General features: G+C 64.9%; 12 protein-coding genes and 1 pseudogene. 4 read left to right on the top strand and 9 right to left on the bottom strand.

Going from position 1 to position 16757, the window contains the following annotated elements; translation table 11 throughout:
• Positions 1-89: 89 nt before the first annotated feature.
• Positions 90-866: a hypothetical protein gene (locus ACOYYX_RS19630; protein ID WP_422922917.1), complete on the bottom strand. Its 777-nt coding sequence runs from the start codon at positions 864-866 to the stop codon at positions 90-92.
• A gap of 448 nt (positions 867-1314) precedes the next feature.
• On the opposite strand from ACOYYX_RS19630, the gene ACOYYX_RS19625 reads away from it, so the two are divergent.
• Positions 1315-1785: a macro domain-containing protein gene (locus ACOYYX_RS19625; protein WP_422922915.1), complete on the top strand. Its 471-nt coding sequence runs from the start codon at positions 1315-1317 to the stop codon at positions 1783-1785.
• A gap of 22 nt (positions 1786-1807) precedes the next feature.
• Here the strand turns inward: ACOYYX_RS19625 and ACOYYX_RS19620 are convergent, their stop codons facing one another.
• Positions 1808-2236, bottom strand: a complete 429-nt coding sequence (locus ACOYYX_RS19620; protein ID WP_422922913.1) for a hypothetical protein — start codon at positions 2234-2236, stop codon at positions 1808-1810.
• Positions 2237-2351: 115 nt separating this feature from the next.
• Positions 2352-3422 carry a DUF1559 domain-containing protein gene (locus ACOYYX_RS19615; protein ID WP_422922911.1) on the bottom strand — a complete coding sequence of 357 codons (1071 nt, stop codon included), beginning with the start codon at positions 3420-3422 and terminating at the stop codon, positions 2352-2354.
• 294 nt (positions 3423-3716) lie between these two features.
• Here ACOYYX_RS19615 and ACOYYX_RS19610 point away from each other — a divergent pair, with 294 nt between their 5' ends.
• The 3 genes from ACOYYX_RS19610 to ACOYYX_RS19600 are packed head-to-tail and all read left to right on the top strand — an operon-like array spanning position 3717 to position 9645.
• Positions 3717-4139 carry a hypothetical protein gene (locus tag ACOYYX_RS19610; protein WP_422922909.1) on the top strand — a complete coding sequence of 141 codons (423 nt, stop codon included), beginning with the start codon at positions 3717-3719 and terminating at the stop codon, positions 4137-4139.
• 44 nt (positions 4140-4183) lie between these two features.
• A complete protein-coding gene (locus ACOYYX_RS19605; RefSeq protein ID WP_422922907.1) occupies positions 4184-5719 on the top strand; it encodes a heavy metal-binding domain-containing protein in 1536 nt (511 codons plus the stop codon).
• Positions 5716-9645, top strand: a complete 3930-nt coding sequence (locus ACOYYX_RS19600) for an efflux RND transporter permease subunit (protein WP_422922905.1) — start codon at positions 5716-5718, stop codon at positions 9643-9645. Before ACOYYX_RS19605 ends, ACOYYX_RS19600 begins: the two co-directional genes overlap by 4 nt.
• 135 nt (positions 9646-9780) lie before the next feature.
• Here ACOYYX_RS19600 and ACOYYX_RS19595 read toward each other — a convergent pair whose 3' ends face one another.
• The 6 genes and pseudogenes from ACOYYX_RS19595 to ACOYYX_RS19570 form a co-directional block, all read right to left on the bottom strand.
• Complete coding sequence (locus ACOYYX_RS19595; RefSeq protein WP_422922903.1) at positions 9781-11205, bottom strand: carboxymuconolactone decarboxylase family protein; 1425 nt, start codon at positions 11203-11205, stop codon at positions 9781-9783.
• Between the two features lie 57 nt (positions 11206-11262).
• A pseudogene (locus ACOYYX_RS19590) lies at positions 11263-12561 on the bottom strand (deiodinase family protein); the annotation flags it as partial.
• 197 nt (positions 12562-12758) lie between these two features.
• The gene (locus tag ACOYYX_RS19585) at positions 12759-13148 is read right to left on the bottom strand and encodes a hypothetical protein (protein WP_422922902.1); all 390 of its coding nucleotides are present in this window, start codon (positions 13146-13148) and stop codon (positions 12759-12761) included.
• A 30-nt stretch (positions 13149-13178) separates the two neighbouring features.
• On the bottom strand, positions 13179-14165 hold the full coding sequence (locus ACOYYX_RS19580; protein WP_422922900.1) for a DUF1559 domain-containing protein: 987 nt from the start codon (positions 14163-14165) through the stop codon (positions 13179-13181).
• 463 nt (positions 14166-14628) lie between these two features.
• Entirely contained in the window at positions 14629-15075 is a 447-nt protein-coding gene (locus ACOYYX_RS19575) for a hypothetical protein (RefSeq protein WP_422922898.1), read from the bottom strand.
• 454 nt (positions 15076-15529) lie between these two features.
• The gene (locus tag ACOYYX_RS19570; protein ID WP_422922896.1) at positions 15530-16696 is read right to left on the bottom strand and encodes a sulfite oxidase; all 1167 of its coding nucleotides are present in this window, start codon (positions 16694-16696) and stop codon (positions 15530-15532) included.
• Positions 16697-16757: the final 61 nt, after the last annotated feature.

Here is a 16757-nt window from a genome sequence, read left to right as displayed (position 1 = left end):
TTGCTATGTGGCAATGGCCTTGGATTCGGGCCGCAACACCCACTCGGCCCGGACGGAGATCGTCGGCGAGGAAACCTGCCAGCCCCTCGTCAAAGGGGGATGACGTTGGAATTCGCCGGGATGATCTCCCAGATTGAGGTGTCCGCGAGCCCCAATTCGTGGCCCTTGGAACCGGGACCATAGGCGACGATCTGGTCGAGGACCTTATTAAACGTGGCGGGGTTGTACTTGAGCCGCAGGAAGATCCCCGACGGCCCCGGGATGGCCGTCACCTGGGGATTGACGAAGTTGAACTGGAAGCCTGCCGAAACGACCGGAGTGGCCGGATAATACTGCTTCGACAATACGTAGAAGACCATCCGTTGCCCGGGCTTCCACTGCTCGGAGCCGGTGAGCACCGGGAACGCCTGGCCTGGAGCCTGGTTGCTCAGCTTGACCGTGAGATTGTCGCTGGCGTTGAAGGTCCGCTTCGTCCCATTGTACACGCTGATGAAGAGGACGTTATACGTCTGGCCCGGTTTGGGCGGCCGCGACTGCACCATCACCTGCTGGAACGGAGGTCGCAGGATGGCGTTGAAGGGCGTCGGATTGGTGATCCTGTCCATGGTGACGCCGGTCACGTTGGACGTCTGACGAGGTAGCGGGGCAGCCGAGATCTGGTTGTTCCGCGCCAGGGCGGCCAGGTGTCGCGTCGAATCGCCCGCGAACTCGAGGGCATTAGTCGCCCTCGCCGCGTGGGTCGCCTGGGCCGTCGCGCGGATCTCGGATTGGGCGGACGGCGTCGTCGGCACCGAGGCGCTGGGGAGTTGCTTCTCTTCCAGGCCCTCGAGGCGGGGACTTAGTTTCAAGGTCGCGCGTTGACGCATCGCCGATACTCTCCGCCCGTTCCAGGAAGATCAGGACCCCGCATCTGTTTGCAAACGAAAGCGCAACTCTGTGTTACCGACATTCGAGCCCAGTTCGTTATCTTTATCGGCCCACGACGGGAGGATATTGGCGGACAGGTTCAGAGGTTCAAGCCTTGAGATTCGGTTCTGAGGATCGATTGGAAGTTGAGGTGATTTGGGGTGAGTCGGCCGAGAATCCTCATCCGGGCTTCCAATCCCGGATGAGAAAGAACAAGCTTAGGTATTGTTGAAATCTCAAGCAAATGGCGCAGGGAAGACGGCTTGACTTGACGCTTTCGACGGAGCTGCAGAATATGCTGGATGGGTCGTACGGAGGGGATTCGCGACCACAAGTCACCCAGGCGGGATCTCGGCTGCAACAGGCCTCTCCGGCAAAAGGAGGATGCCTGGCGATGCGGGAGAAGTCATGGAATTGCAAATCGTCGACGGCGACCTTCTGAAACAGGACGTCGACGTCATCGTCAACGCCTGGAATCGCAACGTGATCCCCTGGTGGCTGCTCCTGCCGCAAGGGGTCTCGGGGGCGATCAAGAAGCGAGGCGGGCGCGAGCCCTTCCGCGAACTCGCGAGGAAAGGGCCGATCCCGCTGGGAGGAGCCGTCGAGACGGGTCCGGGGCGGCTCCCATTCCAAGCGATCATCCATGTCGCCGGCATCAATATGTTCTGGAGATCCTCGGATCGCTCGATCCGCGACTCGGTGCGGAATGCGTTGTCGCTCGCGAGGGGGAAAGGCTATGCCTCGATTGCCTTCCCGCTCATCGGGGCGGGCTCCGGGGGAGGCAAGGCGGTGCGGGTCGAGACGATCATGCTCGACGAGCTTCGAACCGGCGACTTCGACGGCGTGGTCAAGGTCGTGCGCTATCGGCCTCGGGCGTGATCACCGCGGGGCCGATCGGGCTTCAGCGGCGTTTCTTGGCGGATTTGGGGACGGTCGGGGCGTTGTCCATGTTCAGGGTCCGCGCGTAATCCTCGTCGCGGAAGACGTGGATCGGATCCGAGCCGAAGACCATGTACTCGACCTGCTTGGCCTCATCCGTGTTCGCGAGGGTCAGGTCGACCGTGTACGTGTGGTTCGACTCCCCCTTCGCGTCGGAGACGATGGTGTAGCTCGAGAGCTTCTTCCCGGCCCTCCACTGATAGTCCACGAAGTCCACGGCGGGCTTGGCGTCGCCCATGGAGGCCGCTGTCTTTCCGTCTTTCCAGGCCGCCAGGCCATCCTCAAGGGCCTTGCGGCCGGTTTCGAGGGTCGACATCGGAGGCGGGGGGTTGCCGCAGCCGGCGAGGGCGGTCAGTACGATGAGTCCGAGGCGGACGAAGGCGAGGCGCATCAATCGGTTCCCTGATTACTCAATGCGAGACGAAGAGACGCCGAGGGCCTGCCCGAGCTGGGCAGGCCCTCGGTTGCTTCCAAGATCGTCGATTCCTGTGAGTCCGCGGACTTGTTCAGAGTGCATCGGCCGAGACAACCTCGCCGCCATTCCGCGTGCCGATGGCCCTCCAGGTCGGGAGCGCCACGCTGCTCTTGATGAATCGGACGGTGCCGTCGCCCATCAGCATGTTGACGCCCCCGGGGTGGAGGCTGGACGGGGGGACCTGCATCGGCATGTTCGCCATGCTCCCGGAGAAACCGACCCCCGCGCAGGTCTTGCCATTCGGGACGGCGACGTGGTTATACGAGGTGCAGCACATCTCTCCCATCACCCAGCTCATCCCCTGGCGGCGGGTGAGCCGGGTCGTCGTCTTGGGGTTGAGGCTCTCGCAGTTCTGCCGGGTCCCCTCGAAGCCGTTCGGCACCGGGGTGATCGTGCCGGACATGACCAGCGAATCCGAACGAGCGTTGCCGTCGTTCGTATCGGTTCCGCGGATCTTCTCGCTGAAGAAGCAGGTGGAGCTGAGGCCGTCGGTGACGTCCGCGACCCTCACGGCGCTCAGGTAGTAGAAGATGCCGGAGGGGGTCGCGTTGGGGTCGACCTGTGTCGGCACGGACTCGCTCAGGTCGCAGGCCCAGGTATCGAGGTTCCCCAGGTAATTATTCCCCCCCGGCCACTGCGAGAGCAAGTTCGTGCCGCCATCGGAGGGGCAGAGGAACACGGAGACCTGCGCCAGCGAGGCCGTCTGGTTCTCGCGGTTGGGATTCTGATACGGCGGCATGAACGGGACGTCGCCGGCCATGCCCGGGGTCTCGGGCGGCAGGAAGAAGTTGATCGAGTTGAACAGGTTCCCCTGTTCGATGAACATCAGGAGCTGGCTGTGGACCGACCAGCGTGCATAGGCGGCCGAGGACGGCAGCGTGGCGACGTAATTCTTCCCCTTGCCGAACGGGAAGACCTGATACGCGCTGAGGTAATTGTGGAGGGCCAGGCCGATCTGCTTCAGGTTGTTCGTGCACTGGCTGCGTCGGGCCGCCTCGCGTGCCGACTGGACGGCCGGTAGCAGGAGCGCGATCAGGACGGCGATGATGCTGATGACGACCAATAATTCGATGAGCGTGAATCCGCGCCGACGTTGGGTCACGTGATGGACTCCCGTTGGGACTGTCGAGGCATTCATGCGCCGACGAACATCCTTTATCATCGAAGCCCGCCGACCGCGGCGCCCCGATGCCTCGCCCCTTCCATGAGCGTCGAAACCAGGCGATTTTGTCAAGGTATCGGCCTCGGGCACAAGATCCTTTTCGGGAACTCCCCCGGCAAGCCGCGATGCGATGCCCTCGAAGACCGTGATACCATGACACAGAGCAATATGAAGGGTCGACCGGCATTGGCAAGGCCTCGGCAAAGAAAGCGGTGTTCCTGGGGAATCTTCCTCTTGGCCCTGGCCGTTTCCGGCTGCGGAGAGCCGGCGACGCCGACCTCGCTCGTGCCCGAATCCGCGGTCGCCCGGCAGGCGCTGGAACGCGCCCTGGAGTTCTGGAAGGAAGGGCGGCCGACGGGCAGGGTCGAGCCGACGACGCCTCGGCTCCAGGTGGTCGACGCCCATCGCAAGCCGGGCCAGGCCCTCGCGAGTTATCAGATCGTCGCGGAGGCGGTCACGCCTCGCGAGCGGACTTTCAGCGTCAAGGTCGTCCTCGACAATCCGCAGGAGGAGGCCCTCGTGCGATTCCTGGTGATGGGCGCCGACCCGATCCTGATCTTCCGCCAGGAGGATTTCGACCTCATGATGCACTGGGAACACAAGATGGAGCCGAGGGCCGAGGATGGCCCCGACGCCCCGGTGGCTCCTGGCCCTTGAGTTTGTTCGCACACTGCCCTCTCGACAGGACCGAGGACCGTTTCATGTCCGTGCCCGACGCATCACCGAGTCCCCCCGGGAGGTCGTTCGGAGCCGGGGCCTCCCGGAGCCTGGCCTGGGCGTTGAAGGCGGCCTGGGTCCGTGCCCGATTCTTCGCGGCACTGGTCGTGGCGTTCGTCGTCGTGGGGCGCTGGGACGACTTCCGCACGTACTGGGATCGCTGGACCGCCCCCGCCGCTCGCGACGCGGCCATGGGGGCCATCTCCGCCGATACCGAGTATTTCTGCCCGATGGAGCCGGGCGTCGTCTCCGACTGGCCGGCCAAGTGCCCCATCTGCCACATGGCCCTGGTCAGGCGCAAGAAGGGTGACATGGGCCCCTTGCCGAACGGCGTGATCGCCCGCGTCCAGCTCTCGCCCGAGCGCGTCATGCTCGCGGGCGTCCGGACGGCCCCCGTCCGCTTCCTGCCGCTGGTTAGGTCGATCCGCCTGGCCGGCCCTTTGACGACGCAGGACGGCCGTCGCCAGCTCTCGGCCGAGATCGGCGCCGACGATGCCAACTGGCTCGAACCCGGGCAGGAGGCCGAGGTCCGTCCCGACCCTCCCGACGGCTCGGAACCGAGGCGAGGCAAGATCCTCGCCTCGGAGCAGGGGACCCGCGTGACGATCGAGCTGGCCGAGCCAGGCGTCCTGCCCACGAAATACGCCACGGCCGTCGTGAACGTCCCGATCGCCGAGCGCGAGCCGTTCCGCTCGATGCCGCGAGGCTTGCCGCCGATCCGCAAGGGAGAGCCGAGGGCCGTCTACGTCTGCCCCGAGCATGCGGCCGAACCTCGGCTCGAAGCCGGTCGTTGCCCCAGAGATGAGAACGTGCTGATCCGCGTCGCGCTGAGCGCACAGCAGAAAGTCGGCTGGTGGTGCCCGATGCACCCGGGCGTCACGGCCGAAGTCGCGGGGTGCGAATGCCAGGAATGCGGCGGGATGAAGCTCCTGCCCAGGGTTGTTTCGTATTGCCCGCCCGGGCAGGTGCTCGCCGTCCCCGAGTCGGCCGTGATCGACACCGGTGCGCGTCGGCTCGTCTACGTCGAGAGCATGCCCGGGACCTTCGACGGGGTCGAGGTCCGCCTCGGGCCCCGCTGCGGCACGTCCTACCCTGTCGTGAGCGGCCTCGAAGCGGGGTGGCGGGTCGCCGAGGCCGGCGCGTTCCTCGTCGACGCCGAAACCCGCCTCAACCCGAGCCTTGCGGCCGCATACTTCGGGGCCAACGCCAATCGGGGCGAGTCGCCTTCCGTCGAGCCCCCCTCCATTGGTGTCGCTACGAGCGGATCCGCGAAGAAGGAGACGCTGGCGCTGGAGGGGTTATCGCCCGCCGATCGGGCGCTCTCCCTGGCCCAGAAGATCTGCCCGGTGACCGGCAAGCCGCTGGGATCGATGGGGACTCCCGTTCATTTGGACGTCAAGGGCCGAGGCCTCCTGATCTGCTGCGAGGGCTGCACGGACGCCTTGAAATCCAACCCGGACAAGTATCTCGCGAAGCTCAAGCCCACGCCGGCCCCATCATCCCCCGTGCACCACAAATGATCGACCGAATCATCGCCTTCTCGATCGAGCGTCGATGGGCGGTCATCCTCGTGAGCCTGGCACTCGCGATTGCGGGAGCTTTTGCGATCCGGGTCACCCCGATCGACGCGATCCCGGATCTCTCCGAGGATGGCGTGATCATCTACGCCGACTGGCCGGGGCATGCGCCTCGCGAGGTCGAGGACCAACTGACGTACCCCCTGGCCCTGGAACTTCAAGGCTTGCGCGGGGTCCGCTCGGTCCGCTCCTCCAGCGACTTCGGCATGTCCACGATCCACGTCATCCTCGACGGCGAGACGACGGTCGCCGAGGGGCGCCGCCGCGTCGGCGAGCGGCTGGCCAGGGCGAATGCGACCTTGCCCCCAGGCGTCGTGCCGAAGCTCGGGCCCGACTCACCGGCGACCGGACAAATTTACTGGTACAGCCTCGAAGGCAAAGGGATCGACCTCGGCCGGTTGCGGGCGGTGCAGGACTGGTTCGTGAAGCCGCAACTTGCTTCGGTTCCGGGTGTGGCGGAGGTCGCCAGCGTCGGCGGCTATCCCATCGAATATGTTATCTCCGTCGATCCGTTGCGGCTCCGCGCCCGAGGCATCACGCTCAAGGAAGTGGAGGACGCGATCGCGCGATCGAACTCCTCGGTTGGCGGGCATGTGATCCATAAGGGGAACGCCGAGTACCTTGTCAGCAGCAACGGCTGGCTCGGCACCGGGACGCCGGAGAATGCCGAGGCCGTCGTGCAGGACCTCGAAGCCATCGTCCTGGCGACCCCCGATGGCCAGGCCATCCCCTTGAAGGATGTCGCCAACGTGGTGATCGGCCCGGGGCCGAGGCGAGGGATCCTGGAGAAGGACGGCAGTGAGATCGTCGGCGGGGTCGTACTCATGGCCTCGGGCGAGAATCCGCTCGAGGTCACGCGGAGGCTCAAGGCCCGCATCCACGAACTCGAGGCTGGCCTGCCCTCAGGGGTTTCGATCCTCCCGTTCTACGACCGAACCCCCTTGATCGAGGGGGCGATCCATTCGGTCCGCGACACGATCGTCGAGGCCATCATCACGGCGACGCTCTGCGTGCTGCTCGTGCTTTTTCACCTGCGGACCTCGTTCGTCATCGCGGTGACGCTGCCGCTGACAGTCCTGGGATCGTTTCTTTTGATGTTCATGCTCAGGCGTCTTGGTGTGGTCGACATCCAGTCGAACATCATGAGCCTCGCCGGGATCGCCATCTCGATCGGAGTCCTCGTGGATTCCTCGGTGGTGATGGCCGAGAACGTGATGCATCGGCTCCGCGAGCGATTCGGCAATCGGCCCGCCCGCGGCGACCTGCGCATCGTGGTCTTGCCGGCCTGTCGCGAGGTCGGCCGGCCCATCTTCTTCTCGATCCTCATCATGCTCCTCTCGTTCCTGCCCGTGTTCGCCCTGGGGGGGATCGAGGGGAAGATGTTCCACCCCCTGGCGTTCACCAAGACGCTCGCCCTGGTGACGGTCGCCGCTCTCGCCGTGACGCTCGTGCCGGCCCTCTGCTCGCTGCTCATCCGGGGCCGGATCCGCGGCGAGCGGGCGAGCCCACTCGTGCGAGGGGTGATCGACGTCTATCGACCCGTCCTGACGTATTTACTCGACGCTCCGGGGCCCCTCGCCTGGGTCATCGGTATGACCTTCGTTTTGGGACTGGCCCCGTTGGGGAGCCGCCCGATCCTGCTGGCGAGTCTCGGGCTAGCAATCGTCTCGGTCGGGCTCGTGGTGAAGGGGCGGGCCGGTCGGGTCGCCGCGGTGATCTCGCTCGTGCTGGCGGGGCTGGTCGCCGAGTCGAGCATGAAGCCGATCGCCCGCGAGTTCCTCGTGCCGATGGACGAGGGGATGGTGATGGACATGCCGATCACCGTGCCGAGGGCCTCGGTCGCGCAGTCGGCCGATGACCTCAAGGCCCGCGACATGATCCTCTGCCGGTTCCCCGAGGTCGACATGGTCGTCGGCAAGGCCGGCCGAGCCGAGACAGCCACGGACCCCGCCCCCATGGATATGATCGAGACGATGGTCAATTTCCGCCCCAGCGTGCTGTGGCCCCGACGGGCCATCGCCCCCCGCGATGCGAACCGGCTCCTCTCGCGTATCCTCGACGAGCTTGTGGTCCGACGCATCACTCGACCTCCCGCCAACCGCCGCGCAACCCTCGACGCGAGCCAGGTCGACGTTTCCCCCCGCTTCGACGTGCAGATGCGAGAGTATGCGTACTTGAAAAATGTCGAGTTCCTTCGAGATAAAGCAGCCGCGTTGGGCCGTCCCTCTCACGACGGCCTCACCTCTTCGCAACTCGCGCTCTGGCGTGAGCATGTCAAGGCACTCGACGCCGACCTCGTTGACCGCGGCGCATCCGTCTACGTCAGGCTCGCGGTCGAGGACCTCGTGACCCGCCTGGGGGCGATCGACCCCGAGGTCGCCGAGGCCCTCAGCCGGCTCCGCAAGCATCGCGAGAAGCCGACCGTCGTGGCCTTGCACCACGGCTCTGGAGGCGGCGGCCATGGCATGACGCGGGCTCTGCAAGCCCCGGACCTGCCGCCTGCCCCGCAACTCGAAGTGGTTCAGCAAGCCCTGGTCTCCGAGCTGGGCCGAACCCTCGTCCTCTGGCGCAAGGATCGGTCGGAGCTGCTCGGCTTCGGCTCCGAGTTGGATCGCGCGGTGCTGGTCCCCGGCTGGTCGAACATCTGGACGATGCCGATCCAGAACCGGGTCGACATGCTGGCCACCGGCGTGAACACGAGCGTCGGCGTTCGCGTGCTCGGCCGGAGCCTCGACGAGGTAGTGGCCGTTTCAGAGGCCATCGCCTCGGAGTTGAAGAAGGTCCCGGGGGCCGTCGACGTCGTCGCCGACCCGATCCGGGGCAAGGGCTACCTCCAGATCAAGCCCGACCGCGCCAGGGCCGCGAAGCTCGGCGTCCGGATCGGCGACCTGAACGATATGGTCGAGACCGCGCTCGGCGGCAGGGTCGTGACTTCGACGGTCGAGGGTCGCGAGCGGCATCCGGTCCGGGTTCGCTACGCCCGCGACTTTCGCGAGGACGAGGAATCGGCCCGGAGCATCCTGGTACCGACGGCGACGAAGGGCACCGACGGTCGGCCTCGATTCGTGACGCTCGAGGAGGTGGCCGACATCCGGATCGCGGAGGGGCCGGCGACGATCAAGGGAGAGGACGGGCTCCTGCGTAATTATGTCCGACTGAATGTGCGGGGCCGGGGCGTCGTCGACTTCGTGGACGAGGCTCGTCGGGTTGTCGCTTCGAAAGTGAGCCTGCCCACGGGCATCGCGGTCAACTGGACCGGCCAGTTCGAGCACGAGGTCCGGGCCCGCAACACGCTCGTCGTGATCGTCCCGGTGATCCTCCTGCTGATCTTCGGGATCCTCTACTGGACCTATCACGACCTGATCGACGCGGCGTTGATGCTCATGGCCGTCCCGGGAGCGATTGCGGGGGGCGTCTTCTTCCAATGGCTGCTGGGGTTCCCGTTCTCGGTCACGGTCTGGATCGGCTATCTCGCCTGCTTCGGCATGGCGACCTCGACCGGCATCATCATGCTCGTCTACCTGCGCGACGCGGTCGAGCGGCACGGCGGCCTCGAGTCCTTGACGCCGGATGCCTTACGCCTGGCGACGCTCGAAGGGGCGGTCCACCGACTTCGACCCAAGCTCCTGACCGAAGGCACCACGATCCTCGCTCTCGCCCCGGTCCTCTGGGCCGACGGGCCGGGAGCCGATGTCATCCGTCCCATGGCGGCTCCCGTCCTTGGAGGGCTGCTCGTGGCCGACGAGGTGATCGACCTCCTCTTGCCCGTCCTCTTCTATCAGGTCCGGCTCCGCCGCTTGAAGCGCCTCGCCCTACGACCGGAAGTCCCTGACCTCCAGGCCGTCCCCGCAATGAAAGAGGACGCGTAACGCCTTCGATCCGACCCCCGTGGATGGGTCTTCTCTCCGGCGTTACGCGTCGTCCGTGGGCCCAGGACGTTTCAAGCAAGGCGTACTCTGGACCGGGGCCGAGCCCGTTGGATTTTCTTGATCACGTCCCATCGGTCATTTCGCCGATGGGTTCTGCGCGGTCTTCGCCGGGGTAGGCTCCTGCGAGAAGGAGTCGAAGAAGATGTTGTCGCGTTCCAGGCGGAGCTGGAACCCGTTGGAGACGCGCGTCATGTAGTTGCCCCAGCATGCGTTGTAGATGACGCCCAGGGCGAGGTCGTGGCCGAAGTCTTTGTCGAGAGAGCGGATGTCGTCGGTGTTGACCGTCCAGGGGGCCCGCGTCAGCTTGCGGGCATAGGCGAAGGCCCGCTGCTCGGCCGGGGGGAAGCTCGACCAGTCGTCGCCCGCGAGGATCTTGGTCCGCTCGGCGATCTCGGGCTTGGAGAGCCCGGCGACCTCCAGCAGCATCTCGCAGTGCCCCATGCAGTACGTGCAGTTGATCGCCCGGGTGATGACCCAGAAGAGCGTGTTGGCGAAGACGGGGTCGAGCCGCGACTTTTCCGTGCTCCCCGCGCGAGACCGGCCGCAGGCCATCCAGGCCGAGGCCAACTCCGGCTGATAGCCGGAGCAGACGAGGTTCCAGATGATCCGCGTTGGCTTGGGCTCGGCCTTGGGGACGCCCGCCGGCCAGTCGCGATAGACCTCTTCATAGGTCGGCTCGGCGACGCGGCTCGTCTTGGCTCGCTGGTGCTCCAGGCGATCCTGGAGCTCGTCATAGGTGATGCCGATCCATTCGAGGTCGTCTTCCACGAGGTCATTGCCCGTCGGCTTCGGCAGCGTCGAGGGCTGGCTCGCCTGCCTCGGTGGTCGGGTGCCGGCTGGTTCCTGGATCACAACGACTTCCACGGGGGGCAGCGGCCCGTTCGGCTCGATGGCCGCGCCGAGGCTGAGCATGAGCCGATCCTGGAAGTTGGAGTAGGCCATCAGGATGACCATGCCCGCGACCTTCTTCTCGCCATATTTCACGACGAGCGAGCGGAATTCGTCGTCGGAGACGGTCGAGGAGGCGACGGTCATCTTGCGGGCGAACTCGACCGCGGCCTTCTCGGAATCGGATAGGGCCGTCCAATCGCCTCTACGAAGCGCGTTGAGGGCGGCCTCATCGAGCCCGGCGCGCTTCGCGTCGGTGAGGGCGTAGGCTTCGGAGTACGCACAATGGTTCGCGTGAGCCGTGACCCATCGCATGCTGGCCCGCAGCTTGGGGTCGAGCGGGCTGTGGGCGCGGTGGACGAAGTCGAGCCGCAGGAGCGAAGCCGCCAGCCGAGGGGCCGGGCCGGCGAGGATCCTCGCCCAGGACGGGAGCGGCTCGGGCTCGCGTTTCTCGATCGGCAGGCGTTTCCAGGCCTCGTCATTGTCCAGGGGCGAGAATCCGAGCACCGCCGCACCGCCCGCGCCTTCGCGAGGGGGATCGGCCTGGACGAGGGTCGGGAAGAGCCCGACCCCCGCCAGCGCCAGCAGGGTCCATGTTCCAGTCCGAGTCATGCTGATGAACCTCGCGCGTGGGGATGAGAGGATCTCACTCGGTTGATCCGTCAGTCGTCAGGACTTCGGTGACGCGGTGGCCGCCGCGGGAGGGGCCGGGACCTTGTAGAAGTCGAAGAAGACGTTGTCCCGCTCCAGGGGGAGCTGGAATCCGTCGGAGACCCGGGTCATGTACAGGCCTCGGCAGAGCCAGAAGAAGGTGGCCATCGCTTTATCGGGCCCGAGGTCTTGCTCGAGGGTCTTGAAGTCCGCCGAGTTCAGCTCCCAGGGGGTCTTGGAGAGCTTGCGGGCGTAGGCGTAGGCGCGTTGCTCGGCCGGCGGGAAGCACGACCAGTCGTCGCTTGCGAGGCGTCGAGTGCGCTCGGCGATCGCGTCCTTATCGAGTCCGGCGACTTCGAGCAGCATCTCGCAGTGCCCCATGCAGTAGTTGCAGCGGATGGCGCGGGTCTGGATCCAGAAGAGACTCTCCTCGAAGACGCGGTTGGGCTTGGCCTCGGCCCACATGGTCCGTGTGCTCACGCTCCAGGGGATGGCCAGCTCAGGCACATAACCCGAGCAGACGAGGTTCCAGCGAATCCGGGTCGGCCGCGAGGCGAGGGCGGGGGGGAGGTTCTTCTTGACCTCCTCCCAGGCCGGGATTGGCAGGCGAGGGGTGCGATCCCTCTGGCGCTCGAGCCGGGACTGGAGCTCGTCGAACGAGAGCTGCGACCATTCCGGGTCGCGCTCGACGACCGTCTCGCCCGAGGTCAGCAGGCGGGGGACGTCTGGCTGGGCCGGCAGGACGGGCGTCGCCTGGAAGGCGGTCGGGGCGAACTTCACGTCCAGCGGAGGCAGCGGCCCGTTCGGCTCGACGGGCAGGCCGAGCCCCAGCACGATGCGGTCCTGGAAGTTACCGTACGCGGCCAGCAAGACCATCGCCGCGACCTTCTTGTCGCCGAAGCGGGCCCGGAGCCGGGCGAAGAGATCGTCGGGGATCGTCGGGGCGGCGACCGTCAGGAGCCGGGCAAACTCGAGTGGCTCCCGATCCGCCTCGGGCCAGACCTCCGGGTTCCCGGTCAGCACCTTCACCGTGGACTCATCGGCCTCAGCCCGGAGCAGGTCGGCGATCGCGTACGCTTCCGAATAGGAACAATGGTTCGAATGAGCGATCATCCAGCGCATCTTGGCCCGAAGAATTGGATCAAGCGGGCTTTTTGTCCGATGCGCATAGTCGAGCTCGAGCATGGCCGCGGCGGTCCGGGGCAGGCGCGTGGCGACGGCGGCCGCCCAGCTCGGCAGCGGCTTCCCCTCGCCATGTTCCGTCGGGGGCAGCTTCTTCCAGCAATCGGCGTCGTTCAGCGGGACCACGGCGGTGGGCCCGGCGCTCGGCGCGGCGGCCCGTCCTATGGTGGGGAACATCGAGGCCCCGAAGATGAGCAGGATCGCGGGCTTCTTGATGGAGAACATCGTATGTGGCTCGCAATGTTACGAGGAAGAAGGACTTACTGATGTGTGCTCGGCGAGGCCCTCATGATCGGTGAGGGCCCCGATCCGTTGCGCTTTGGAATGAGGGCTCAGAGGGGGGCGCGTAGCACCGTCCGCGCAGGGGTGAGGCTCACGGTGTAGCGAACCTTGTGGCGGACGTCCTTCCCCTTGGGATCTCGGAGCCAGAGCTCGACGGGGATCATGAGGTCGAAGCCGGCCGACGAGGTCGTGCCGGCGACCTCATACTTGGCGAGCTTGTAGCCGGCCTGCCAGTCGGGGTCGGCCACGGTCGTGGACGGGCTGATGTTGCTCGCCTCGTCGACGCTCCGGCCGTCGTGCCAGGCGTCCAGGACCGTCACCAGCGCCTTGCGGGCGAGGTCGGGGTCTGCCTCTTTGGGCCCCCCGCAGGCGATCGGGATGATCGCGAGCAGCAGGGCCGCCAGGCAACACGGCGTCGAGAACTTGCGTGAACCTTGCATCGGAGGATTCCTCGTCGTGGGCCCTGGGGATCAGTAGGCGTCGGAACTCACGACCTCTCCGCCGTTGCGCGAGCCGATGGCCCGCCAGATCTGGAGGTTGACCGAGTCCTTGATGAATCGGACCGAGCCGTCGCAGAAGCCGACGTTGACGCCCCCCGGGTGGTAGCTGTTGGCCGAGTTCATGATGCGTCCCGGAGGGAAGATGCATGAACGCTTGTTCGGGACGTTGACGTGGTTGTACATGGCCGAGGTGCTTCCGGTCAGCCAGGGCACGCCCGCCGTCGAGAGCCCCTGGAAGGCCAGGTTCGAAGGCTGGAACGAGTAGCAGTCGGCGATGGCCTGATCGGGGGCCGACGGATAGGTCTTGGTCCAGAACTGGTCGGTCTTCTCGGTCCCGATGGCGTTGGACATGTCCCCCTTGGCGGCCTCGGCGAACGCCGCGGTACCGCTCGTGCCGTCGGTGATCTCGGCGATCCGTGTGCTGCTCAGCGGGTAGAACGGCCCGTTGAATGCCGGCAGGGAGGTGTTCAGCAAGTAGGGATCGCTCAACCCCTGGACGAACTGGATGCCGTTGCCGGAATTGGGGCGATAGTTCTCGCCCGCCTGGCCGGCCGGCAGCATCGTCTGGGGGTCGGTCGGGCAGATGAATGTGTTCACGAACGTGGCGATGGCGGTGTTATTGCCCGGGTCGCTGCGGAGGATGCTGTAGTTGATCGTGTTGTAGACGTTCATCTGTTCCATGTACGGCAGGAGCATGCTCAGGCCGGAGTATGACTTCGGCGAGGGGTAGCCGAAACCGGGCGAGTCCAGGCCCATGCTCATCGGGAAGCAGTTGAGCGTCGCGTGGTAGTTGTGCAACGCCAGTCCGATCTGCTTCAGGTTGTTCACGCACTGCGACCGGCGGGCGGCTTCGCGGGCGGCCTGGACCGCGGGGAGCAATAGGGCGATCAGGACGGCGATGATGGCGATCACGACCAAGAGCTCGATCAGCGTGAAGGCGGAACGCTTGGACCTCATGGTGAACTCCTTGAGCATGTGAATATGAGAACGATCTTGCATGACGGCAACGACGACGCTGGATAGGTTCGGCGGCGAGGGATCAATCGTAGGATAATATTCGATAACATTAACGTGAATTTATGATGGCGCAAAAATAGCCTAACCATAATTCCGTCGTTGCAGCGTGACGGCGATGGGTCCGCGAGGAGTTTGCCCGCGGGCTGCGCGTACCATCCCCCGAGGGCGCGAAACGCCGCACCCGAAGTCATGACCGTTCACGGTCATGAGCCGAAGTCGTTAAATGTCGATGGATAGACCCAGGGCGCAGGACGCCACGGTTATGTCCGTAGCCGAGGTGATCAATCAGGCCGGATTCCAGGCCCTTGCGGTGGCACGCTCTGGAGGTGACTGGCGCGCGGAGGCGCCAGTCACTTCGCGCGAAGAGGTGGCGCAAAGGTTGGATTCTAGGCCGGAATTCAGATCAACTGGCGAGGAGGGAAGGATGGCGGGGTGGACGATCGAGCGACGAACCCGCGTGGACGGGCCGGACTCGCCCTTCATCGCGGAGGGTGAAATAGCCGACCGCGTCGAACTCATGGGCGGCCGTGAGGCATCCCCACTGGTCGGTCCGCACGGACTCGGTCGAGGCCGGGACGACCGGGGGTTTGGGGGCCTCGGAGCAGGAGGGACCCGAGCAAGGCAAGCGACGCCCGGGTAGGGCCTCGTCAGGATGGGCCACATCCTTGCCCGAGCCCTTGAAAATCTCCAACCCGGTCATCGAGGCGATGTCGAGCGGGTTGGTATTGGCGGTTACATGACTCGTACAACCGGCCGAGGCGACCGTCGGTGAAATAAGTACGCCCGCCGCCAGCGACAGAAGTGTCGCGGCGTAGCGGACGAACGATCGCCAACGGATGAACGGTTTCATAGGGAAATTGATTCGCTGGCGGGCAATAGAACCTGGCCGCCTCAAGTTCGAGACTCGCCGAATCAGTCGAGTCTCTTAACACGTGACAATACCTTCGGCACAAGCATTTTGCAAGCGATTGAGGGCAAAAGAATTCGCGAGAATCCGCCTTCTGTAAGAATGGCAATCTCGCCGAATTCGTTCATTGTTTTGAGGTGAATTGTTATTCTGACGGGAGATCACAGCCGAGTCGAGCGAGAACTCTGGCCGAGTTCGGCCAAAATGCCCGAGTCGTCCTCATCGCAAGCCATCGCCAGGGCTGACCGGGGTATTACACGCAGGCGGGAAGCGAGATGCGTGGAGGAGATAATATAAACCCAAGCCTCAGAGGTGATTCGATTGTAAAATCATCTAATTAATAGAATGATATAGATTTGTACGAGTATTAATAGGTTTTCTTACAAATACCGACGCACTATTTCACTTGAACCTCAATCGGCACGACGTGGTGGATCATCACCGTCCTGAGGTCCTCATTGCGATGATCGGGCTGCGTGCGATCTCGGGCATCCGTCGCCCTCGCCATCAGGCGATAATGCCCGGCCCTCTCGGGGACCCGCCAGAACCAATCCCACAGCGTCCATGCGTGGCGGACGGGATCGCCGAGGAGCCGGGCCAATTGCCAATGTTCCCCGTCGTCGACGCTCACTTCGACCTGACGCACCATCGATTCGCCGGCCCAGGCCGCACCGAGGACGCGATATTCACCGCCGCGCAGGACGCTCTCGCCCATGGCCGGGCGGGCGATCTCCGCTTTCACGGCGTTCTCGGCAAGGGGCACAAGTGTGGGGATTCCCGAATGGCGTTCAAAGATCGAGTATTCGAGCGTCTGGAAGTAACCATTGAAGTGCCGATCGGTGACGACGATGCGAGACAGCCACTTAACCGAGGCCATCCCATACCAGCCCGGCACGATGGCTCGCAGGGGTCTGCCATGTTCCGGGGTCAGGACTTCGCCGTTCATCTCGTAGGCGAGGAACACGTCGTCGAGGGCCTTCACGAGTGGGATGCTGCGGGCGAAATGGATATCACCCGGCGTCTTCGGCTCCTCGTCGATCGTCCCGCGGTCTGCCCCCTCGAGGATCACCTCAAGAGCCCCGGGCTTGAGGCCGGCTCGGCTGAGGAGATCCCTGAGCGGCACGCCGGTCCATTCCGCATTGCTCACCGCCCCCGCTCCCCAGGGGATGCCCTTGGCCTTGGGCTCCAGATAGGCTCGCCCGTTTCCTGCGCACTCGAGCATGGCCGTCAGCACGTGCGATGGCATCCGCTTTATGTCCTGAATGCCGATCTCGATGGGCTTATCGATGGCTCCCTCGATCTTCAGCCGCCAACTCGAATCGCTGATCTCAGGAATGTCGAAATGATTGCGTACGTAGAACTTATTGTTTGGAGTGAGGAAGCCTTCGAGGTCCGAGAAGGGTGACTCCAGATTCTTGGGTTTCGACTCCCGGAGGATCAGGTCATGACTTTGCAGGTGGATGCCTCCTTGAGCATTCCTACGTTGCGGCGACGGATTCCGGATGCGTGTTTCGGGGTCTTCTCCCGGCTCGCCATGAACCGTCGGTGAGTTCTCTTCTCGCATCGGATATCCGGGACATGCCCGCCTTCGGTATCGAGTCGACTGGCTCCTCCGACGAGCCTTC

This window comes from Singulisphaera chitinilytica, from assembly GCF_049331405.1.
GTDB lineage: Bacteria > Planctomycetota > Planctomycetia > Isosphaerales > Isosphaeraceae > PoT.
The sequence above is the reverse complement of the archived record's forward strand: the minus strand, read 5'-3'. Positions and strand labels throughout refer to the sequence as shown.